The following is a 23,135-nucleotide window of genomic DNA, read 5'->3' on the forward strand; positions in this document are numbered from 1 at the left end:
ACGCTTTATTTCGTATAGCGATTGGCATAGCTAGAGGCTACAAAAGCATCCGGTTTGATTTTTGGTTCCACCCCCATTGATTCCATTCGTGTTACCATTTCTTTAACGAATTCTCTCGTCTTATTGCGTTTGCCGGCCCCTATATCGATATGCCCTTCCATGGTGAAGGTTGAACCCTCGTAAAGATAAGGGAGGACGATCGCGATAAGCTGATTTTTTCTTTCTTCGGTGAACATGGCAACTATTTCCTCTGTTAAGGATAATTCAAGTGAAATCCGCTCATGAAGCTGTGTCATCTTCCTTGGGACAACGACCTTTCTTATACAAGCCCACACCCCATTCCCTTCATTTTGAATGACAATTCCGGTGATAAAAACCGTTTGCGATTTATGGACCTGTGAATCTGTGCCCACCATCAAGCGATAGTTCCCCTTAGGATTGAACGACATAAAGGAAACAATCCGCTCAAACACCTGCTCGAATGAGAGTCCATTCTCTTGAAGATTTTGAAATGTATGGTGGTACGCTGAATTATTTTTCATATTGAAACACCACATCTTTCCCTTCGTTAAAAAGCTTAGACTTCCTCTTAATTCTATCTTATGCGGGGGGACAACTGTCGTGCCGAACTTAACGGCAATTTCAAGCTAATTAATATGTATGTCGTGTTTTGGAAAAATAGTAAAACGAGAGGAAGATGTGAGGCGAATACGGCTTGTCCTTTTGCCTGACGGCTATAATAATCGGGACAAAAAATTATATTAAAAACGTTATTTGCCTAACAATATTTGTGCCAGTCCATCATTAGATAAAGAAACAAGATTAATAGAAAAAGGATGATGAGAATGGCAAAGAGAAACAGAGGAAAGACAATCAGCAACCTGCCTTCAAATGGACGGGGGACATGCCCATTATGCGCAAAAACCGGGATAAAATTGCTATATTCACATAAAACAGAAACAGGCCAAACCATCCAGGTTTGTAAAAACTGCCGCAATAAATAAGGTAATTCCCCATTGCTTTCAATATTACCATTGTTAACTACTATTAATTTTTGGTTGACAATAATCCCCTAACCATTTATTTTAAAGATAAGATAAAAAATATGGGTGGGGGATTAAATGAGGAATTTAAGGGCACTAGATTTAACACTTGCTGCTATGTTTGTGGCACTGATGGCCATTGGGGCGAATATATCGACGATTGCTCCATTTTTACATGTCGGCGGAGTTCCGATTACACTACAGACCTTTTTTGCTATTTTAGCAGGAGCCATTTTAGGAAGCCGTTTAGGTTCAATTGCTTTGACCGTTTATATGTTAGTGGGCTTAGTCGGAGTTCCTGTTTTTGCTGACTTTACCGGGGGGCTTTCCATCATCATAAGACCTACATTTGGTTTTATTCTTTCTTATATATTGGTAGCATTTATGATTGGTAAAATGGTTGAAAGGAATAAAAGCCTGCCTGCGTTTATCACTGCTTCGTTAATCGGAATGGCGGTCAACTATTTTTTAGGAACCAACTGGATGTATTTTGCATATAAACTTTGGGCTGCAGCTCCAGAAGGTTTCTCTTACAAAATGGCATGGTTATGGATGGTTGCACCCCTGCCGAAGGATATCGTCTTATCCGTCCTAGCCGGAATAATGGCCCACCGCCTCGAAAAAACCGTCCTATCCAAGGGCCAATTCAAACAAATCAAACGTGGTGCCTGACACCATTAATCATTTTGTCACTATGCAAAAGCGGTTCTACCGATAGGTGGAGCCGCTTTTGCTTTAGATTTTGGATGCCAAAGGGCCTTTATGGAGAGAGTTGCTAATGAATTCGGTAAAGAGAAGGGAGAGGATAGATAGTGCAATGTAATACCATGTGTCCCACCATACTAAACTGTGGAGGATTCCGACACGTCTCAGTATGTGTGTGGCGCAGTACATACAAAGTCCTATAACAGGGTATTTTCCCCATCGTGGTAAAGGTTGAATTTTGGCCATAAACACGTAAACAATACTCGCACATAAATAAAAAATGGTTGAAAAAGCTGTCGTATCTTTAGATGGGTTAGCAAATAAACCAAACTCATAATAGCGATTAGAAAAAAACATAATCGGGATAAAATGCAGAGAACCTGAAAAGGGACTTATAATGAGATATAAACAAAGGGTGTGAAAAAAGCCTTTTAAAGGGACACTCACTTTTCGATAAAGAAGTTTAGCAAATAGAAAGTAAAAGGGTAGACCAATGGAGGTATAGACAGTCTTCCACCAATGATGCTTATAGATATGTAGTTCTAAAAAAAGCCATTCAATCCCCGCATACAGAGCAATCGTAAATGCCACCCAAAGCCAATTTTTACGGAAAGCTGCGAGAAAGGTGGCAGTCACAGGTAATGTTAAGGCATTAGATGCGATGGCCCCCAAAGCACTATCATAAATAGGATCGTGTTTAAGGATATGAGGATAATATTGATAGCTGCTTAAAAAGTTATAAATGACAGCCTCAATGATATACCCCAGCCCGACCATGCCCATAAAAGTTAATAAGGCTTGTCTGACATCTGATTTTATATATATATAAATAAGAAGAATGATACTAATGACGCCAAGTCCGAGATAGCATAATGAATTTAAATCCACTATCATACCCCCTTTAAAAAAATAGTATCCATCTCCAATCAAAATATATTCAATTAAAGCCTAACATAAGAAAATAGGCCCATGACACAGTAGAAGTCTATCATGTAAAATTTAGCTGTAATTGTAAAAATATTCTTTAAATTTACTTATTTAGTCCATTTTAAAACTTAATTTTGAAACGGGTTTCAAAATTGGTTAGTTATTTTGGTATCAAGAAATATAACATTAAAAAATAGTTGGTCAATCATCCGTTAATCAGACTATATAATAAACTTTGGCTGTTCAGAAAGGTAATGATGAAGTATCAGCAGTATAAAATATGGCGCCTTCAAGGTTCGTTTAGAAACAACACTTCGAAGGCCATTAGGGGGGTGATGAAAAATTTAGTTATCCAAATAATTGTAAGCGTTTCTATTTTAGAGATTAATGAAACCGATTTCAAAAAAGTTGTTTTTTGAGATCTAGCAGTCTAAAAAGATGATGTTTTCAAATTCAAAAGTACTTACTTTTCAGGATTAAGATTTATATCAAACGGGAGGTTGGCAAATGAATCGAAAATTCACTAGTTTTGGCATTGGTGTTCTTCTTCTTGGTTCCACGCTATTTGCTGGGGTGCCTAATGGCAAGGCAGATACAAACGGAACTACTGTGAATACTGCTGAACATGAACCGATGAATACGAAAGTGCAATCAATTGATGGAACGAATGTGTTATTTCAATATGGGGAACCAGTTCCTTCGTTTGATACATGGATATTAAAAGAGCAGAGTAGAAGTTATTTAAACCTTGATGGTAAGTGGAAATATGCCATGGACCCAAATAATCAAGGGATGAATGAAAAGTGGTTTGAACAAGGATACGATGATAAAAATTGGCAAGAAGAAAAGGTTCCGGGCAGTTGGGATCTGTATGATACCCCTGGATTTGGTACATACGATGGATCAAACTTCGGAAAAGGAAGTGCTTTTTACGATGGTTACGCTTGGTTCCGGACCCACTTTTCGCCTGATGCCAATTGGAAAAATCACTTCGTCAAGTTAAATTTTCTTGGTGTTAACTATCGTGCAGCTGTCTATGTAAATGGCCATTATGTTGGGGAGCATGAAGGGGGATATACACCTTTTGCCCTCGATGTAGGTGAATATTTACAACCAGGAAAAGATAATGTCATTGCGGTCCGTGTCTACCGAAAGCCGACCTTTGACTCTTATACAAACTCAAATCCGAAACCTGTTACAGCTGATACAGAACTGCCGTATAAACCGGTAGATTTTTGGCCATATGCAGGGATTACACGCAGTGTCTATTTGGAAGCAACATCCGATGTAAATGTTAGTAAAATACTAACGGCAACAGGCGATCATACCTTAACAACAAAAGTGGTTGTGTACAATCATGGTGACAAAGAAGTACATCGCCAATTAGTTGTCGATCCAGGGGAAAAAACAGGTGGAGATCCCAAGTCACAGGAGTTGGATTTAAAACCTGGAGAAGTAAAAGTTGTTTCAATGGATTTCGAGATTCCAAAAGCAGCCTATTGGTCTCCGGATTCCCCAACGCTCTATCAAGTAACCGCAGAACTTTATAAAGGTAAAGGGGAAGGTCAAGTTCAACAAAAAGGAAATGGATCTCTCGATGACAGTCTTTCCACAAATTATGGAATGCGAACCATTGCGGTAGAGAAGGGAAAATTAACACTGAATGGGAAACAGGTCTTTTTGAAGGGTCTTAACTGGCATGAGGAAACAGCTGCAAGCGGCCGCTCTATGACCATTCGAGAGTATGATACGGAGTTAAATCATGTACTGGATGTACATGCAAACTTCATACGTAATAGCCACTACAACCGTCATCCATATGTGTATGATTTTGCAGATCAACATGGATTAATGGTGCTCGATGAAGTAGAGAATATGTGGCTTGATACAAAGCAGGAAGCCCTGCAAACCAACTCTTATGGTCTTTCTAGAGCCTTAGCTTTAAGTATGGCTTGGAATCAAATCAATCACCCTTCCACCATCATGTGGTCATTACAGAATGAGTCAGGGATTTGGGATGATCAAACCGTTTATCGTAATTGGCTGGCAGATATGAAACAAGCGGTCAAAAGTGTTGATATCCAAAAACGTCCCGTCACATGGGCATCTGGAAGCAGCTGGGACCCAGCTTATGACTTGGCAGATGTCATCGGTTTAAATGAGTACTTTGGATATTTTTATATGCAGGACTCAGACCTAGGGCGGACAGTGGATATTGTTCATAATACCTATCCAAATAAACCGATTCTAATTACGGAAAATGGAACATGGGCCTATGCAGATGAAGTCAATAATCATGGACCAGAAACACAATCCGGAACAGAAGAATGGCAATCGTACAAGTTTCTAAATCACTGGAACCAGGTAACAGATCCTAGTCGTCTATCCTATATGGCTGGCTATACGTATTGGGTGTTAAAAGATTATAAAGAAAGAAATAATTACAACCAACAGATTAATGGAATTTCCACAATGGGCTTAATGTCTTTCGATAAAGAAAAACCGCGTTTAGTATATGACACCTTTAAAAACGCAATGAACCCTATCCGCTAATCGCTCAGGAAGAATGGTTCTTTTACATGAATGTACCTCTTTGACTTCAGAAGAAAAATGAATAGAGTAAGGAGGAATTTTGTTGCTTAAAATGAAAAAGGTTTTATCGACCATTTTAACAGCTTCACTTATTACAATCCCAACCTGTTCTTCAATTGGGCATGTTTCTGCTGAGGGGACAACTGTGGACACAGACGTGCTCTATTTTGTGAATGCAGGTGACCCGACCCCTGATACGGTGGAAGGAACCGATCAATTTGGTCTTTATTCTAGTAAAACAGAGCAAAAATACGGTGTAGACAGCGTGACAGGGAAAAAATGGGGATTGGTAACCACCACCAGTAATACTAATGTCTCTAATGGCGTTGATAAATTTGGCTCACTCCGATATTATAACGGACCACAGGTTCGGGATAAGGCATTAGAGTATAAGTTCGAGCTGCCGAATGGCCAGTATGATCTTACATTAGGATTCAAAAATCCGTGGAGCGGCCGAAGTGTCAATATCACCGGTGAGGGACAAAATCTATCCAATGGCGATTTTGATATCGGAAGCTATAACGCTGTAAAAGAGGTCACGTATCAACAGGTTTCGGTAACCGATGGAGCATTAGATGTCAGGATCCAAGGTCCTGCCACAGCTGCCCTATCAAACTATAATGACCCATTAGTAAACTATATCATGATCAAAAATTATGTAGTGATACCACGATCAAACTTAGAAGCCAAAATAGAAACAGCGAAGAAAGAGGCAGAAAAAACAAATACCTATACCCAATTCAGCCTAGAATCACTAAATAAAGCCATCACACAAGCAGATGCCCTGGTTAAAAATATCAATGAAAACGGGTTAGATAGTGAGAATAAAACGATTCAAGAGCAAATTCGAACAGCCATAAAAAATCTAGACTCTGCATTGGCAGGGCTTACTGTATACGCTCCGAATACTTCCTATAAACCCGGGCAAGTATGGACAGATACAAACGGTGCCCCTATTCAGGCGCACGGCGGCGGGATTATGTATGATGAGCAAACAAAGAAATATTATTGGTACGGCGAAGATAAAACGAATGGTTATCTTCCTGCCAGAGGGGTAAGAGTTTATTCTTCTACTGATTTATATAACTGGAAAGATGAAGGATTAGCCCTTACTGCGATTGAATCGATGGACCAATTTGAAACCGATCCATTAATCTCTAAGCTTTATGAAGGCAGAAAGGACAAGTCCGATATTCTAAATGATATTGGTACAGACCGGGTAATAGAAAGACCTAAAGTCATCTACAATGAAAAGACGAAAAAATATGTCATGTGGATGCATACCGATGGCCCTTCGAAGACATCGACTGCGTTGTATGCAAAAGCGGAAGCAGGTTATGCATTAAGTGATTCTCCTACAGGACCTTTTGTTTATCAAGAAAGCAATCGGATGGATAGAGCGCCTAAAGATGCGACATACAATGGTCAGCCAGACCAGCCAGGGATGGCCCGTGATATGAACTTGTTCAAGGATGACGACGGTACCGCATACTTGATCTATTCCAGCGAAGAAAATAGGACCATTTATATTTCAAAGCTAAATGATTCTTATACTGATGTGGTAGGCTGGCATAAGGACGGAAATATAGAACGTGATACTGAGTATAAAGCGGTTTATGGTGAGGATTATGTGAGGGTCTTCCCAGGGGCGCAGCGTGAAGCACCGGCAATGTTTAAATATCAAGGAAAATACTATTTAATAACATCTGGCGCTACCGGCTGGGACCCAAATCCAGCAAGGTATACAGTGGCGGATAATATTTTCGGAGAATGGAAGCCTTTGCGTGATCCTTCGATAGGCGATAAAGCTTCCACAACATTTGATTCACAAAGTACTAGTGTCATTCCAGTCGATGCTAAAAAGGGTAAGTTTATTTTTATGGCTGACAGATGGAAGGCTAGTGATCTAAAGGATTCAAGATATATATGGCTGCCAATTGAGTTTGGCCAGGGTGATGAAATGAGTCTGCAATGGTATGACGAGTGGCAGCTGGACGCATTAGACAGAATGGGGAAAGTCACCATCAATACAGAATTGCCTCAGAAGGTGTCTGTTGGTCAAGTGCCTGCTTTACCGAATAAAATCAACGTAACAAATTCAGAGGGGGAAAAGCTGGATACGGCGGTAACATGGGCAATTAATCTAGCCGATTTCTCAAAGCCTGGTACTGTTGTCGTTGCAGGCACACTTTCTGAGTTAGCCAATAAAGTGATTAGAATAAAAATCTTAGTTATTCCGGATCATGTAAGATATTTTGTCCATGCCGGCGGAGTGAAAACAGGTGATTACGTGACATGGTCTTCTTATATGGAGAATACACTATTAAATAAAGAAGTAATTGATCAAAAGTATGACCCAGTTAATGGTCAGACATGGGGATTTGTTGGGGATAAAACAAGACTTGCTGGCGGAGAAGGTGATGATCTATTTTCTTCATTACGCTACCTTTTGGCGAATTCTGGTGATGACCTTTCATATAAGTTTGATCTGAAAAATGGTAAGTACACAGTATATACCGGTCTATATGATCGCTGGTATTCATCGACTAAGGGAAGCAGAAAAGCGGATATCCTAATTAACGGTGAAACAAAAACGAATGGATATGTATTTACAAGCTCCTATGATGTCCTAAGTTATCAACATGTGAACGTAACAGATGGAAAATTGGATGTGACTGTTCGCAGGGTACCTGGTTCACCAGATCCGCAAATCAGTTGGATTATGATTGTGGAAGAAGATACAACCGCTCCCGTCATTACGGTTAAAGGTAATGAGGGAACCTATTCTGTTGATGGAAACATATCCATCTCCTGCAGTGCGAGCGATGATTTATCTGGAATTGCATCTGTTGATTGTCCGGCCATTGAAGGTCCAGCATATGAATATAGTATTGGTGGAAATAAATTTACAGCAAAAGCTACAGATCATGCAGGGAATACCTCGAAAGCTGACATTCAATTTACAGTGACTGTTGACTTCGACAGTCTAAGCCGATTGACTGAGTCGTTTATTACAGACGAAGGAATAGCGCATTCACTTACCGCCAAACTTGCTGCAGTTAAGGAATCCTCAGCTAGAGGAGATAAAGAGCCAGTTGAAGGCAAGCTTACTGCATATGTGAATGAACTGTCTGCCCAAAGCGGTAAATCCATTACGGAAAAGCAGGCAAATCTATTAATATCACTGTCTAGTAACCTTTTATTAAAATAAAAAAGACAGGTCTAAAGGAAAAATAAAGTAAAACGGACACGCCCTAGTTGAGTGATGAATCAGCCACTAGGGCGTATCCTCATTGCTTTTAATTGATGATTTATTATTAGGTACTTTTCCAACATATTGTTTTCGGAACTGATTGGGAGTTAAATGTTCCAGCTTTTTGAAGATTCTACTGAAATAAGCGGATTGTGTGAAACCACTGCTTTCTGAAATCCTATCAATGCTCCAATCTGTTGAAACCAATAATATCTTTGCTTGATCAATACGAATTTTATTTACATATTCAATCGGTGTACAGCCAAAGGACTGAATCATGCATCTTGCAATATGATTGGGATGGAATTTGAGAGCCCGGCCAATACTTTCATAGGTCACTTTTTTGGCATAATTTTTCCGCAAATAAACGGCTGCTTTTTCTGCGACCGCGAATGCGGGCAGTGAATTGGCTAAGTGCAAATGATTTGAAAGTTCTTGGAGTAATTGCTGAAAAAGGATCTGCCGCTGCCATTCTCTAGAGTAGATAGACTCATTTTCCGATGAAGTAATTTTTGAGCACAGGAGTTCAACCGCTTCAGGATTGGATACTTTGCAATATTTGGGTAGTGTAATTCCGAACGGGCTCTCTGATAAAAAGTTTCCACAATCTTCAGCAGCTCTTTCCTCGTAATGAAAAGGTTTAGAAATGGTAAGATCCTGCCAGCCCTTCGAAGAAACAAAATGAAACCAAAAAAAGTCGGTAATTTCATCACACGGTGAAATAGAATAATGGTGCCGATCGGGGTAGAGAATCAATGCATTTCCTCTACTAACCTTATATTTACGATAATCTTCACCCATGAACAATTGTCCTTTTGTGACAAGTAATAAATCAAAAACACCAATATTATTTCGATTTAGATGTGATTGACCGATATCAAAAGTATTTTTACCGGCGGCAAGAAGTGTTGGTAAAGGCGGGGCAAACAATTGAAGCATTTAATCACTCCTTTAATGTTAGGATTGTGCAATTTTATGTTATGATTTGATATTTTATTCTTTAATAATAACACTATAATAGGTTCATAAATGTTTTTATTTTAATGTATTTATAGTAAAGAGGTGTTGGAAGGGGGAGGGGAATTATGCAAAGCATACGGTGGGTGTGGGGGTATATTAAGAACTTTCGCATTCGATTATTCAGTGGACTATTTCTGGCATTAGTTGTTTCCCTGCTAAACATGCTGAATCCATATTTTGCAGGGAAAATTGTCGATAAAGTGATTTATGGCCACCAGAACAATTTATTATGGCCCTTTTTGGGGACTATGATAGGGGTTGCCGTTATTAAAACGGTCATTCGCTATAATTACCAATTAATGTTTGAAACAGTGTCACAAAACGTCATATTTAAAATTAGAGAACAATTGTATGACCGGCTTCAAAAATTAGATTTTAGTTTTTTCGATCGGACCAAAACGGGAGATATTATGGCCCGTATGACTGGGGATTTAGAAGCAGTAAGACACTTTACAGCGTGGGCTATTTATATGATCTTCGAAAATCTAACTATTCTACTCATTGCGATTGGGTTTATGTTCTATATTAACCCATTGCTGGCTTTGGCAATGATAGCGGTAACACCAATTATTGGTTTCTTTGCTACTCGTCTATCCTTCACGGTCAAACCGACATTTACTGAAATCAGGGGGCAGTTTGCCAGGTTAAACTCAGTGGTACAGGAAAACATTAGTGGAAATCGGGTTGTAAAGGCATTTGCAAAGGAAGACTATGAAATTGACAAGTTTTCAGTCGAAAATGAGGCTTTTAAGAAAAAAAGTCTTGATTCTGCAAAAGTGTGGGAAAAGTATTTGCCTGTGCTCGATTCACTTGCAGGGGTATTAACTGTTGTGATGATTCTAGTTGGAGGAATTATGGTCATTAATGGTTCACTAACGTTTGGGGAATTAGTAACCTTTAATTCCTTGATTTGGGCGTTAAATAACCCAATGCGAATGGCTGGATGGTTAATCAATGATGTGCAGCGGTTTATTGCTTCAGCTGAAAAAGTGGAGGACTTGTTAAATACTGAACCAGAAATCACCAATGAAGCAAAACGAGCAGCGGTCAGACACATTAGTGGGGGCGTTGAGTTTAACCATGTGTCCTTTAGTTATGGGGATGAACAGGTCCTAAAAGATATTAGCTTTAAAGTGCTTCCTGGCCAAACAGTGGGGATCATCGGTCCAACCGGAGCTGGTAAATCTACATTGGTAAACCTTTTAAGCCGTTTTTATGATACAGCCGGCGGGGATGTAATAGTGGATGGGCTTAAAGTTAGAGATTGGGATATTTCTAAATTGAGAGATAGTATGGCAATGGTCATGCAGGATATATTCCTTTTCTCCGATACGATTGAAGGGAATATTGCGTATGGAAATCCAGATGCTACTTTGGAAATGGTGCAATCTGCTGCTAAAATGGCGGAGGCTCATGATTTTATTACCAAACTTCCAGAAGGTTACGACACGATTATTGGGGAACGGGGTGTAGGTCTTTCGGGAGGCCAAAGGCAAAGGATTGCTTTAGCCCGGGCTATTCTAAAGAACCCATCCGTCCTAGTTCTTGATGACACAACATCAGCTGTAGATATGGAAACGGAGCTTCGTATCCAGCGGACATTAAAGTCATTACTAAAAGAGAAGACCTGTTTTATCATTGCTCATCGGATTTCTTCTGTAAAAGAGGCCGATTTAATCCTTGTCATGGAAAATGGCGAAATCATTGAAAGAGGTAAGCATAAAGAGCTGCTTGCGAAAAAAGGGTATTACTACAAAGTGTTTATGAATCAAAATGGCAATTTTGATGGTCAGCACAATGGTGAGGATGTGATCTATTTAAATGGCGCGCAATAAATTTGATGTGGATGAAGAGTTGGAATCACCATTCAGCTTTGTTCATCTGAAACGATTATTTACTTATTTAAAACCGTACAGAAAAAAGATTCTATTGACCGTTTTGATTATGCTGATTGCCAGCGGAGCAAATTTAATTGGACCCTATTTAATAAAAAAAGCAATCGATGATAGTATTCCGAACAAGGATGTAGGAAGTTTAGTGGTCCTTTCCTGCATTTACCTTGGTGCCCTAGTGATTACCGGGATTTGTATGAAATTTAGAATTAGAATGATGTCCGAGATAGGGCAAAGCGTCATCCTCAACATTAGAAAAGACTTGTTTACCCATTTGCAAAAATTGTCTTTTTCCTTTTATGACAGCCGCCCGCACGGGAAGATTTTAGTGAGGGTGGTTAACTATGTTAACTCCTTAAGTGACTTATTATCAAATGGTTTAATTAATTTGATTACCGACCTGTTTAGCCTGTTCGTGATTGTCGGTTTTATGTTAGCGATTGATGTAAAGTTAACGCTAATGGCAATGCTCGGATTTCCTGTCCTTGCTGCCGTCATTCTCCTTATTAAAAATGCACAGCGGAAAGCATGGCAAACATTAAGTAATAAGCAGTCCAACATGAATGCTTATATTCATGAAAGTATCAATGGAATCAAAGTAACCCAGGCTTTTACAAGGGAAGAAGAAAATAAACGAATCTTTAGAGACGTATCGGAGAGTTATCGAAGCTCATGGATGAAAGCGGTTAGAATTCAGTTCCTGCTATGGCCATCGATTGAGAATATTTCAGTTCTCACTACTTCAATCATTTATGTTTTCGGTATATCCCAGATTGGAGAAGGAGTAACCGTTGGTGCTTTGGTTGCCTTTGTTGGCTATATAAGCATGTTTTGGGCTCCAATTGCCAATATCGGAAACTTCTACAATGCGATTATTAATGCAACCGCCTATTTGGAACGAATTTTTGAAATGATTGATGAAAAGCCTACCGTAGAAGATCAACCAAATGCTGTGGAGCTTCCTCTTATCAAAGGAAAAGTTGAATTCAAGGATGTTATCTTCGAATATGAAGAAGGCGAAAGAATCCTTAAAAATGTAAGTTTCTCTGTCAATCCTGGTGAAACCATCGCACTTGTCGGTGCTACCGGATCGGGAAAGACCACAATTGTCAGCTTGCTCAGCCGTTTTTATGATGTAAGCAACGGAAAAATTGAAATTGACGGTGTTGATATCAGTACTGTTACCATTCCTTCTCTAAGGAAGCAAATGGGGGTTATGCTTCAAGATCCATTTATTTTTTCTGGTACGATTATGGATAATATCCGTTATGGCCGGCTTGATGCTACTGACGAGGAAGTGATTGCCGCTGCGAAGGCTGTCCAGGCACATCAGTTTATCAGCGGTCTAGCCGATGGTTATCTAACAGAGGTCAATGAACGTGGCACAAGGCTTTCTACCGGACAGAGACAATTGATATCTTTTGCTCGTGCACTCTTGGCCGATCCTAAGATTTTAATTCTGGATGAAGCTACCTCATCGATTGATACGGAAACCGAACTGGCGCTGCAAAAAGGCCTTGAGAATTTACTTGCGGGAAGAACATCTTTTATTATTGCTCACCGTCTTTCCACGATTCAAAATGCAAGCCGTATCCTTGTCATTGATAAAGGCAGAATCATTGAGGAAGGATCACATAACGAGTTATTAAGCCGAAAGGGTTTCTATTGGAACCTGCATCAATCACAACATCAATCCTTAGAAGTCGGATAAATAGGAATAAAAGAGAAGGGTATAAGGAATCTGGTAAAAGCCGGATTCCTCTTTTTAAAAGACTTTTTTTGTAAGTAAATTAAATTGGAGGTTAATAGCTTGATCATTGTTGATTATAAAAGATTGCTAGAAGTTAATACTTCTTTGTTATTTTCAAGCAAGGAAGAAAAAAACAAATGGTGGAGATCTATCAGCCACAATGCCGTTTTTCAACCGCTTCTTGATGAAATTAGGAATGAGGCAGGGAGGATTTTGACAGAAAAAGACCCGGAGCTGCCCTATTCACTGTTTAAAAATTTTTTTGAAACCGGTTTCAGACTGGAATATGAAAAGGTTTATTTTGAAAAGAGGAGACGGCTGAATACCTTTACGATCATGGTTTTGCTAGAACCTACAAACATTGATTATTTAACGGCGTTGGAAAATACCATTTGGTCAATTTGCAATGAGTATAGCTGGTGCCTGCCCGCTCATTTGCTAAATAGTCCGGAAACATCGGTACAAGTCAGTTACTCTTTAAAAGAAGCTTTTGTGCAAGCATATTCGATTGACTTGTTTGCAGCTGAAACCGCATTTTCTTTGGCAGAAATATTGAGACTCACAGAGGATTACTTGAATCCCCTCATTTGTAAGCGTATTTACGAGGAAGTGTATAAACGAATATTCCATCCATTTAAGGATAATCACTTTGGCTGGGAAACACAGACCCATAATTGGGCTGCTGTTTGTGCGGGATCAATTGGATCAGCAGCGCTGCATTTACTGAAGGATCCTGGAGAACTTGCCATAGTAATCGAGCGGGTGCTTCCAGCCATGGATTCTTATTTAAAAGGTTTCAATGACGATGGCATTTGTCTTGAGGGGTACGGCTACTGGCAATATGGCTTTGGCTATTATGTGTATTTTGCAGACTTATTAAAAAAGAGGACTGGAGGCAAGTTGAACCTCTTTGATTCTGAAAAGGTCCATCAGATTGCCCTCTTTCAACAAAGGTGTTTTCTGAGTCGGAACTTGGTTGTGAACTTTTCAGATGCCCAGCCGACAGCCACCGTTTTTTTAGGCCTGAGTCATTATTTAAGCAAAATTTACAATGATTTTGAGGTCCCGGAACAGGATTTACGCGCGAAGTATACCGAGGATCATTGCAGCAGATGGGCTCCAGCCATTCGCAATCTACTATGGTTTGATGATACGGCATTACCGACACAAAGGAAGAGCGAAACCTTTTACTCGGAAAAACCTGCATGGTTTATTTCAAGGCATCAATCAGAATCCGGCTGTTTTTCCTTCGCAGCAAAAGGCGGTCATAATGATGAACCTCATAATCATAATGATCTCGGCCATTTTATCTTGCAAGGTAATAATGAAGTGTTTTTAAAAGATTTGGGCGCTGGTTTATACACTAAAGATTACTTTAATGACAAACGCTATACGTATTTATGTAACGGTTCCCAGGGACATTCTGTTCCTATTATTAATAATCAATTTCAAAAAGATGGTGCAGAGCATTTTGCCAGGATTCGTCATGCTTCACTAGAAGAAGAAGTGGATACCTTTGAACTGGATATTGAAAATGCGTATGAAGAAGAGGGTCTTCAAAAATTATCCCGAAAGTTTTCTTGGATGAAACTAAATCAGCCTAAGCTTATTTTGGAAGATAAATACACTTTTACCGAACAGCCCGTTTCAATTATTGAACGGTTTATTATACCCCCACTTTCGATAACGAAGGATGATAAAGGAGTCTCCCTTGAAGGGCAAGAACGACTGAGAATCTTATATGACAAAACAAAGCTTTCTCTAGTAGTAAGAATACTAGAATTTGAGAACCATTTTGGAAAAACAGAAAATAATATGGCGCTCGATTTTATTGTAATTAATCCAGAAAGGAATTGTAGTGTTAAACTGGTTTTCCAATTTGATTAGAAAGGGTGAAGAAAATGACAGAACAACCAAACTGGGTAAGCGAGGCATGGCAGCAAGTTACGCAAAAGGTAAACAGAACCAGCAAAACAATAGGAGCCAATTTTCCGCACGCAAGTGAAAACGGGACTTATATTCTTGCGGAACCGCACTGGTGGACAGCTGGTTTTTGGCCAGGATTGCTGTGGCTGGTATATCAGGATACGAAAGATGCTGCATTAAAGCAGCTGGCAGAGGAATGTGAGGCCAAGCTGGACACTGTTCAAAATGAGTATTATCGGCTCGATCATGATATGGGCTTTATGTGGACTTTAACGAGTGTTGCCCACTATAAACTCTTAGGAAATGAGGATTCCAAACGACGTGCACTCTTGGCTGCCAATCTCCTGATGGGAAGATTTAATGTGAATGGAAATTTCATCAGAGCTTGGAATCCATGGACAGAGGGAGAAGACAATAGCGGAGTAGCGATTATTGATTGCATGATGAATTTGCCGCTATTGTACTGGGCAAGTGAAGAAACAGGTGATCCAAGGTTTAAGAGTGTTGCCAAAAGGCATGCTGACACGGTGTTGGAGCATTTCATCCGCAATGATGGCAGTGTTCACCATATTGTCCGTTTTGATCCCGAAAGCGGGAGTAAGGTTGAGGCTTTGGGGGGGCAAGGCTACAGCCTGGACTCAGCATGGTCTAGAGGAACCGCATGGGCAATATATGGTCTGACATTGTGCTACCACTATACTAAAGAGGCAAAATACTTGGAAACTGCCAAACGGGTGGCTCATTTCTTTATCTCCCATCTTCCAGAAGATTTTGTTCCTGATTGGGATTTTCGTCTTCCTGCAGATATCGATTCACCAAAGGATTCGTCTGCCGGTGCGATTGCGGCATCGGGTCTCTTGTTATTGGCAAATCAGGTAACAGCGGCAGAAGCACCTGTTTACAAACGGGCTGGGGAAAAGATTCTCGAATCCCTTTTTAGGAATTATGGTAATTGGGAGGGCTCGGAGGAGGGATTAATCTTGCATGGGACAAGCCATTTTCCTGACGGGAAATATACGGATAACCCGCTGATTTACGGTGATTACTATTTTGTTGAAGGCCTTGCCAGATTAAAAGGTTATAAGGAATTATTTTGGTAGAATGATCTGCCCGCTGGGAGCACTTGTACTTAAAAGGAGCCATTATGTATGTTAAAACTCAATTTACCTATACAAAAGAATCCTCTCCAATCAAGACGAGATTTTATTAATGCTGTAAATCAAATAATAAACCCATTGAAACCCTATTACAGCAAGGGAAGAGCACTTTTGCAAATTGGAAGTACAGGTGCCGGTTACTCTGATTTGATTGCTGGAATGGAAGGATTCTCAAGGGTGCTTTGGGGCCTCGTTCCACTATTGGCTGGAGGAGAAGAATCGGAAATCTGGGAAGATTGTCTGCAAGGAATCAAGAATGGTACAAACCCTTCCCATGAGGAATACTGGGGAGAAATTACCGACTTCCATCAAAAGGCCGTCGAAATGGCGGCATTTGGCTATTGCTTAGCACTAACACCCGAAAAGGTCTGGGAACCGCTAAGTAATCTTGAAAAAGCAAACCTATTTAACTGGCTCAATCAGATTAATCAAATCAGAGTATATGATTGTAATTGGCTGTTTTTCCCGGTGCTTGTGAACCTTGGTTTTAAGAGAGTCGGATTACCTTATGATCAGGAAAAAGTGAAGGAAAACCTTGACCGCATTGACCAATTTCATTTAGGAGAAGGATGGTATGCGGACGGAAAAGATGCTCATTGTGACTATTACGGACCATTTGCAATCCATTTTTACAGTCTTCTATATTCAGCACTAATGAGTGAAGAGGATCCAATAAGGGCGCAGCGCTATAAAAGCAGAGCCGAGTCTTACGCTAAAGACTTTATCTATTGGTTTAGTAGTGATGGTTCTGCCCTTCCATATGGAAGAAGCTTAACCTATAGATTTGCCCAATCTGCTTTTTGGAGTGCGCTCGTTTATGCTGGAGTGGAGCCGTTTCCTATGGGTGTAATGAAGGGACTGATCTTAAGGAACCTCCGCTGGTGGTTCAGACAGCCTATTTTTGATTCTAATGGTTTGTTGACAATTGGCTATCGCTATCCCAATTTGCTTATGGCGGAAAATTACAATTCACCTGGCTCACCGTATTGGGCCCTGAAGACCTTTTTACCTATAGCGTTGCCAGAGAATCATCCTTTTTGGCAGGCAGAAGAAATGCCGCTTCCAGTTTTAAAAACAAAGGTGGTTCAACCAGCACCACGCTTTATATTGTGCAGACAGGATGAAAAAGACCATCTTGTTGCGTTTAACGCGGGATATCAGCATATGAATGACCACTCCCACACTGCTGCTAAATACGAGAAATTTGTTTACTCAAATGTATTCGGCTTTAGTGTTTCAAAAGCAGAGTGGGGACTTGGGCAAAGTGCATTTGATTCAATGCTGGCTATAAGCGAGTGCGATAATATTTTTAGAGGTAAAAGAAAGTGTGAAAAATATACCATTGATGAAAACGTGATTTATACAAAGTGGAAACCGTGGAAGGATGTTGTGATCCGAACCTGGATTGTGGCAGGGGCACCATGGCACATCCGCATTCATTGTATTGAGACAAGTAGAAGCCTAGATGTTGCGGATGGGGGATTCGCACTAGGACTAGAAGATAGCGCATTTATAGATCAAAAAATGGAAGTATTGGCAAATAAGCAAGAAAGCTTGGCCTTATTACCGTGGGGAGCAAGCGGCATCAAAAGTATTTATGGAAACGGGCAGGCGGAGGTGGTCTATCCAAATGCAAATACGAATTTGATGAATACCCGTACAGTCATTCCGACGGTAAAGGCAAGCCTTAATCCAGGTACGCACTGGCTGGTAAATGCAGTGTTTGGGCAACCGGGCAGTGTGAATGCTATTAATCTATGGGACAATGTACCGCATGTTGTGGTTACGGATGGAGAAATTATTATTGGAGAGGGACTTGAGAAAATTACTATTCCAATAGGTAAGGAAGATTAGCAAGAAAGAGCCTGGGTATACAGGCTCTTTTCTTATGTAAAAAAGCTTTGGCGATCTAGGATTTAAATTCGATGTGGAGAGGCTGTAAACTAAAGTACTTTTAGGATAGCTTGACCTATTTAAGAAAAACTAGTAAAATACAGGTAAAAAGTTTTACTTTATTTTGTGGAAACAAACCATTGATAAATAAGTGAAATTAATATTTTTAAATTTTTATGTAAACGATAACAGAAGTGGAGGTGAATAGAATGGCGACAATTAAAGATATTGCCGAAGAGTCGGGTTTTTCAATCTCGACGGTTTCACGTGTCTTAAATAATGATCAAAGCCTTTCTGTTCCGGATGAAACAAGGGAAAAAATATATGAAATTGCGGAAAAACTTAACTATCGTAAGAAAACGGTAAGGCTTTTAGTAAAGAATATTGCCTTTTTGTATTGGTTAACAGACATTGAAGAATTAGAAGATGTCTATTTTAAGACCATGAGGATAGAAATTGAAAAGTGGGCAAGTAAATATAACATCGAGCTAACCACTTATAAAATAAGCGATGGAATCGAGAAAATCCCTGATACAATTGAGGGCTTTATTGCCGTAGGTATGTTTTCAGACAAAGAGTTAGCACACTTGAGAAAGATTACTACAAAGGGTGTTTTCCTCGATACAACACCTGACCCGAATCATTATGATTCTGTCCGGCCTGATTTAGTGCAAATGACGCGAAGAACTGTTGACTTTCTAATAGAAAAAGGCCATTCCGATATCGGTTTAATTGGCGGTACCTATCATAACCCCAATACAGATCAAGATGAAATGGATATTCGTGAACAGACGTTTCGTTCGTATATGGTGGAGAAGGGGTTATTAAAGGAGCAGTTTATTTTTTGTCATAGAGGTTTTTCTGTTGAAACTGGCTACCGTTTGATGACAGATGCCATAAAAAAACTCGGTGATGGATTACCAACCGCCTTCTTTATTGCGGCAGATCCGATTGCCGTTGGCTGTCTGCAAGCATTAAATGAAAATGGAATCGCCATTCCCAATCGGGTAAGCATAATTAGTATTAACAATATTAGTGTAGCAAAATATGTTTCGCCGCCATTGACTACATTCCATATTGATTTGAAGGAAATATGTAAAAACGCAATCGAATTGCTTTTGGAACAAGTGCTGGAAAAACGTAAAATCGTAAAGACTTTATATTTAGGATCGGAGTTAATAGTCAGAAAAAGTACCAATTAGAGAGCAGTAAAATTACTGCTTTTCTTTTTGATTAATTTTCGTAAAAAAATTCACTTAATTTAGTAAAAAAGTTGTTTACACTTTTTCTTAACGGTGATATATTTATTCTTGTAAACCGCTTTCACTCATTTGACTTGAAAGGACGAAAAAGATATGAAAAATTTTAAGAAATATGCCGGGATCGTAAGTGGACTTGCATTGAGCTTCTCATTGGTTGCTTGCGGACCACAAGACAGTAGTAAGTCAGGTTCTGATACTGCAAATAAAGATTCAAAAGAAACAAAACAATTACTAGTTTGGGAAGACCAACAAAAATCTGCTGGTATCAAGGATGCCATTTCCCAGTTTGAGAAAGACCATAACGTAAAAATCAAAGTGGTTGAAAAACCATACGCAAAACAAATTGAAGGCTTACGTCTAGATGGCCCAGCTGGGACAGGCCCCGATGTATTAACAATGCCTGGTGACCAAATTGGTACAGCTGTAACCGAAGGCTTAATTAAAGAGTTAAACGTTGGTGACGATGTTCAATCCATTTATACGGATGTTGCTATGCAGTCACAAAAAGTAGATGGCAAGGTTTACGGTCTTCCAAAAGCAGTGGAAACAACAATGCTTTACTATAATAAAGACCTAATTGCAGAGAAGGACCTGCCAAAAACTCTTAATGAATGGTACGAGTATGATAAGAAAGTAACTAAAGGCGGCAATTATGGATTCTTAGCTCTATTTGACCAAATTTATTATGCTCAAAGTGTAATGAGTGGTTATGGCGGCTACATCTTCAATAAAGATGATCAAGGTAAATATGACCCAGCGGACATCGGTATTAATAATAAAGGTGCGGTTCAAGGGGCAGAAGTTATTCAAAAGTTTTATAAAGAAAAATTATTCCCTGCTGGTATTATCGGTTCACAAGGTATAAATGTTTTAGAATCATTATTTACATCAGGAAAAGCAGCGGCAATCATTTCTGGACCTTGGAACATCGACCCGTTTACAAAAGCGGGCGTTAACTTTGGTGTGGCGAAACTTCCAGAGTTAGACAATGGTAAAAACATGAGTGCGTTCGTTGGTGTAAAGAGTTATAACGTAAGTGCATATTCAAAAAATGCAGAACTAGCTCAAGAGCTAGTTGAATTCTTAGCTAACAAAGATAATTCGAAGAAACGTTTTGAAATTACAAAAGAAGTTCCTGCAGTAAAAGATTTAGCTAATGACCCAGTTGTCACAGACAGTGATGCAGCAAAAGCTGTTGCACAGCAATCTCAATTCTCAGAATTGACACCAAATATTCCTGAGATGAACGAAGTTTGGACACCTGCTGATGCAGCATTACAAACTATTGCAACAGGCAAGGCGGAACCAAAAGCAGCCTTAAATCAAGCGGCTGAAACTATTAAAGGACAAATAAAAGCAAAGCACAGCAAATAATTAAATATAAGGAATGGTGTCAAACGCCTAATGAGGTTTGACACCATTTGTTTTCTAATGATTCCTGACTTTGAATTATGTCTAGCTTCAGCGCCAAGCCCCTCGGGGTCATAAGCCAATCGCTTCGGAAGGCAAAAAGCGCCTTCTGTCAGCGCTTGTCTTATGCCTGTCGGGTCTGAACTGGCGCTTGCGCTTTCAAATTAAAGAGGTGAAGAGAATGCAGCATCGTAAAACCGCCTTAGTACTATCTATTATTCCCGGGCTTGGGCAATTGTACAATAAACAATGGGTAAAAGGTTTATTGTTCCTCATTTTTGGGATATCGTTCATTGCGGTATTTAAAGATTTATTAAATATGGGTTTTTGGGGGCTAATGACACTTGGGACGGAAGTGCCGCGGGATAATTCCATATTCCTGCTGGCTGAGGGGATTATTGCCCTGATTGTTACCAGTTTTGGACTTGCATTTTATTATGCAAATTTCAGGGATGCTTATAAGAATGGAAAAATGCGTGATGAAAACATGAATCCAAGTTCTCTTAAAGAAGATTATCACAATTTAATTTCACAAGGTTATCCTTATGTGATTAGTGGACCTTCGCTATTTATTTTAATTTTTGCAGTTGTATTTCCAATATTATTTAGCTTTGCATTAGCCTTTACGAATTATGATTTATACCATTCTCCTCCAGCGCACTTAGCTGATTGGGTTGGATTAAGTACATTTAAGCAAATATTTACAGTGGATATCTGGCGTTCAACCTTTTTCGATGTTTTAAGCTGGACGGTCATCTGGACACTTGTTGCTTCAACAGTTCAGGTTGCACTTGGTATTTTCTTAGCGGTACTAGTTAACCAAAAAGACCTTAAATTTAAGAGACTTTATCGTACGATTTTAGTTTTACCATGGGCGGTACCAGGATTTGTTACAATTTTGATTTTTGCCGGCCTATTTAATGACAGCTTTGGTGCGATTAATAATACAATTTTAGCTGCATTTAGCATTGATCCAATTCCTTGGATGACCAATGCTGCTTGGTCCAAATTAGCGCTTATCCTAATGCAGGGCTGGCTCGGATTTCCGTATATTTTCATCGTGACTACAGGTGTCCTTCAGTCAATTCCTGATGACCTATATGAAGCGGCCACGATTGATGGGGCCTCTATCTTTGCTAAATTCAGACATATCACCATGCCAATGATTTTACTCGCAATGGCGCCGATTATCATTACGCAATATACTTTTAACTTCAATAATTTCAATATTATTTACCTGTTCAACGGCGGGGGGCCGGCGGTTCCTGGGTCAAATGCCGGTGGAACCGATATATTAGTTTCTTGGATTTACAAATTAACCATGCAGTCGAGTCAATATTCACTTGCGGCCGCATTAACCATTTTGTTATCTGTATTTGTCATTGCGATTGCTTTATGGCAATTCAGAAGAACAAATTCGTTTAAGGAGGGGGCTTAATAGATGTTAACAGGTATGAAGGGAAATCGATTTTTTCGTCTCTTTGCTTCCCATTTAATCTTAATTCTGATGGCGGTTATTATCATTTACCCCCTATTATGGACAGTCGGTGCAAGCTTTAATCCCGGTAACAGTTTAGTCAGTAATTCTATTATTCCAAAAAATCCAACGTTGGATCATTATAAAGAGCTATTTGCAGGAAAAGAAAGTCTGCAGTATGGTCATTGGTATTTAAATTCTCTTAAAATTAGTATTTTTACAATGATTGGATCCGTTATCAGTGTTTCCTTTACAGCATATGCCTTTTCGCGATTTCGCTTTAAAGGCAGAAAAAATGCTTTAACTCTGTTTTTGTTGCTGCAGATGATTCCGCAGTTCTCAGCGTTAATTGCTCTGTTTGTACTGGCGCAGCTTCTAGGCATGATGAACAGCCATTGGCTCTTAATCCTGCTGTATATTGGCGGGACGATTCCAATGAATACTTATCTGATGAAAGGATATATGGACTCTATTCCTATGGACTTAGATGAGAGTGCCAAGATTGATGGTGCAAGCAATACAAGGATCTTCTTGCAAATTATCATGCCATTATCAAGGCCAATGTTAGCGGTTGTTGCGATGAATGGATTTACTGGTCCACTTGGGGATTTCGTCATGTCATCGACCATTTTGCGAACACCAGAATCTTACACATTGCCAATTGGGCTATACAATTTAGTCAATGAAGTAATGGGTGCAAGTTATACAACCTTTGCGGCAGGGGCCATTCTCATCAGTATACCTATTGCCATCGCCTTCCTGTTGTTACAAAAGCACTTTGTTTCTGGCTTAACGGCTGGTGGGACAAAAGGTTAATGAAATGTCTGT

At 39.6% G+C, this 23,135-nt stretch carries 15 protein-coding genes; 12 read left to right on the top strand and 3 right to left on the bottom strand.

Going from position 1 to position 23,135, the window contains the following annotated elements; genetic code table 11:
• Nucleotides 1–5 precede the first annotated feature (5 nt).
• Nucleotides 6–542: a ribonuclease H-like YkuK family protein gene (locus M3226_RS15990; RefSeq protein WP_251566768.1), complete on the bottom strand. Its 537-nt coding sequence runs from the start codon at nt 540–542 to the stop codon at nt 6–8.
• A gap of 579 nt (nt 543–1,121) precedes the next feature.
• On the opposite strand from M3226_RS15990, the gene M3226_RS15995 reads away from it, so the two are divergent.
• On the top strand, nt 1,122–1,715 hold the full coding sequence (locus tag M3226_RS15995) for a biotin transporter BioY (protein ID WP_251566770.1): 594 nt from the start codon (nt 1,122–1,124) through the stop codon (nt 1,713–1,715).
• A gap of 63 nt (nt 1,716–1,778) precedes the next feature.
• Here M3226_RS15995 and M3226_RS16000 read toward each other — a convergent pair whose 3' ends face one another.
• Nucleotides 1,779–2,636, bottom strand: coding sequence for a hypothetical protein (locus M3226_RS16000; protein WP_251566772.1), 858 nt, complete (start codon nt 2,634–2,636; stop codon nt 1,779–1,781).
• A gap of 546 nt (nt 2,637–3,182) precedes the next feature.
• Between M3226_RS16000 and M3226_RS16005 the strand changes: the two genes are divergently transcribed.
• Both M3226_RS16005 and M3226_RS16010 read left to right on the top strand, forming a co-directional pair.
• Nucleotides 3,183–5,228, top strand: coding sequence for a glycoside hydrolase family 2 protein (locus tag M3226_RS16005; protein ID WP_251566774.1), 2,046 nt, complete (start codon nt 3,183–3,185; stop codon nt 5,226–5,228).
• Nucleotides 5,229–5,319: 91 nt separating this feature from the next.
• Nucleotides 5,320–8,478 carry a family 43 glycosylhydrolase gene (locus M3226_RS16010; protein WP_251566918.1) on the top strand — a complete coding sequence of 1,053 codons (3,159 nt, stop codon included), beginning with the start codon at nt 5,320–5,322 and terminating at the stop codon, nt 8,476–8,478.
• Between the two features lie 66 nt (nt 8,479–8,544).
• Here the strand turns inward: M3226_RS16010 and M3226_RS16015 are convergent, their stop codons facing one another.
• Nucleotides 8,545–9,459, bottom strand: a complete 915-nt coding sequence (locus tag M3226_RS16015) for a helix-turn-helix domain-containing protein (RefSeq protein ID WP_251566776.1) — start codon at nt 9,457–9,459, stop codon at nt 8,545–8,547.
• A gap of 146 nt (nt 9,460–9,605) precedes the next feature.
• On the opposite strand from M3226_RS16015, the gene M3226_RS16020 reads away from it, so the two are divergent.
• The 9 genes from M3226_RS16020 (at nt 9,606) to M3226_RS16060 (ending at nt 23,123) form a co-directional block, all read left to right on the top strand.
• Entirely contained in the window at nt 9,606–11,375 is a 1,770-nt protein-coding gene (locus M3226_RS16020; protein ID WP_251566778.1) for an ABC transporter ATP-binding protein, read from the top strand.
• The gene (locus tag M3226_RS16025; RefSeq protein WP_251566780.1) at nt 11,362–13,143 is read left to right on the top strand and encodes an ABC transporter ATP-binding protein; all 1,782 of its coding nucleotides are present in this window, start codon (nt 11,362–11,364) and stop codon (nt 13,141–13,143) included. The genes M3226_RS16020 and M3226_RS16025 overlap by 14 nt, the downstream gene beginning before the upstream one ends.
• Before the next feature lie 99 nt (nt 13,144–13,242).
• The gene (locus tag M3226_RS16030; protein WP_251566782.1) at nt 13,243–15,069 is read left to right on the top strand and encodes a heparinase II/III family protein; all 1,827 of its coding nucleotides are present in this window, start codon (nt 13,243–13,245) and stop codon (nt 15,067–15,069) included.
• 14 nt (nt 15,070–15,083) lie between these two features.
• Nucleotides 15,084–16,208: a glycoside hydrolase family 88 protein gene (locus M3226_RS16035; protein ID WP_251566783.1), complete on the top strand. Its 1,125-nt coding sequence runs from the start codon at nt 15,084–15,086 to the stop codon at nt 16,206–16,208.
• A 48-nt stretch (nt 16,209–16,256) separates the two neighbouring features.
• The gene (locus tag M3226_RS16040; protein WP_251566785.1) at nt 16,257–18,119 is read left to right on the top strand and encodes a DUF2264 domain-containing protein; all 1,863 of its coding nucleotides are present in this window, start codon (nt 16,257–16,259) and stop codon (nt 18,117–18,119) included.
• A 248-nt stretch (nt 18,120–18,367) separates the two neighbouring features.
• Nucleotides 18,368–19,360 (top strand): LacI family DNA-binding transcriptional regulator, encoded by a 993-nt coding sequence (locus M3226_RS16045; protein WP_251566787.1) that lies wholly within the window; start codon nt 18,368–18,370, stop codon nt 19,358–19,360.
• A 153-nt stretch (nt 19,361–19,513) separates the two neighbouring features.
• Nucleotides 19,514–20,794: a sugar ABC transporter substrate-binding protein gene (locus tag M3226_RS16050; RefSeq protein ID WP_251566789.1), complete on the top strand. Its 1,281-nt coding sequence runs from the start codon at nt 19,514–19,516 to the stop codon at nt 20,792–20,794.
• Between the two features lie 217 nt (nt 20,795–21,011).
• The gene (locus M3226_RS16055; RefSeq protein ID WP_251566791.1) at nt 21,012–22,268 is read left to right on the top strand and encodes a carbohydrate ABC transporter permease; all 1,257 of its coding nucleotides are present in this window, start codon (nt 21,012–21,014) and stop codon (nt 22,266–22,268) included.
• 3 nt (nt 22,269–22,271) lie between these two features.
• Nucleotides 22,272–23,123: a sugar ABC transporter permease gene (locus M3226_RS16060; RefSeq protein WP_251566793.1), complete on the top strand. Its 852-nt coding sequence runs from the start codon at nt 22,272–22,274 to the stop codon at nt 23,121–23,123.
• Nucleotides 23,124–23,135: the final 12 nt, after the last annotated feature.

The organism is Neobacillus cucumis (genome assembly GCF_023715505.1).

Coding starts and splice junctions, on each gene's coding strand:
- M3226_RS16040 (WP_251566785.1), top strand. CDS start 16,257: ATGTTAAAACTCAATTTACCTATACAAAAGAATCCTCTCCAATCAAGA.
- M3226_RS16015 (WP_251566776.1), bottom strand. CDS start 9,459: ATGCTTCAATTGTTTGCCCCGCCTTTACCAACACTTCTTGCCGCCGGT.
- M3226_RS16010 (WP_251566918.1), top strand. CDS start 5,320: ATGAAAAAGGTTTTATCGACCATTTTAACAGCTTCACTTATTACAATC.
- M3226_RS15990 (WP_251566768.1), bottom strand. CDS start 542: ATGAAAAATAATTCAGCGTACCACCATACATTTCAAAATCTTCAAGAG.
- M3226_RS16020 (WP_251566778.1), top strand. CDS start 9,606: ATGCAAAGCATACGGTGGGTGTGGGGGTATATTAAGAACTTTCGCATT.
- M3226_RS16025 (WP_251566780.1), top strand. CDS start 11,362: ATGGCGCGCAATAAATTTGATGTGGATGAAGAGTTGGAATCACCATTC.
- M3226_RS16055 (WP_251566791.1), top strand. CDS start 21,012: ATGCAGCATCGTAAAACCGCCTTAGTACTATCTATTATTCCCGGGCTT.
- M3226_RS15995 (WP_251566770.1), top strand. CDS start 1,122: ATGAGGAATTTAAGGGCACTAGATTTAACACTTGCTGCTATGTTTGTG.
- M3226_RS16045 (WP_251566787.1), top strand. CDS start 18,368: ATGGCGACAATTAAAGATATTGCCGAAGAGTCGGGTTTTTCAATCTCG.
- M3226_RS16035 (WP_251566783.1), top strand. CDS start 15,084: ATGACAGAACAACCAAACTGGGTAAGCGAGGCATGGCAGCAAGTTACG.
- M3226_RS16050 (WP_251566789.1), top strand. CDS start 19,514: ATGAAAAATTTTAAGAAATATGCCGGGATCGTAAGTGGACTTGCATTG.
- M3226_RS16005 (WP_251566774.1), top strand. CDS start 3,183: ATGAATCGAAAATTCACTAGTTTTGGCATTGGTGTTCTTCTTCTTGGT.
- M3226_RS16060 (WP_251566793.1), top strand. CDS start 22,272: ATGTTAACAGGTATGAAGGGAAATCGATTTTTTCGTCTCTTTGCTTCC.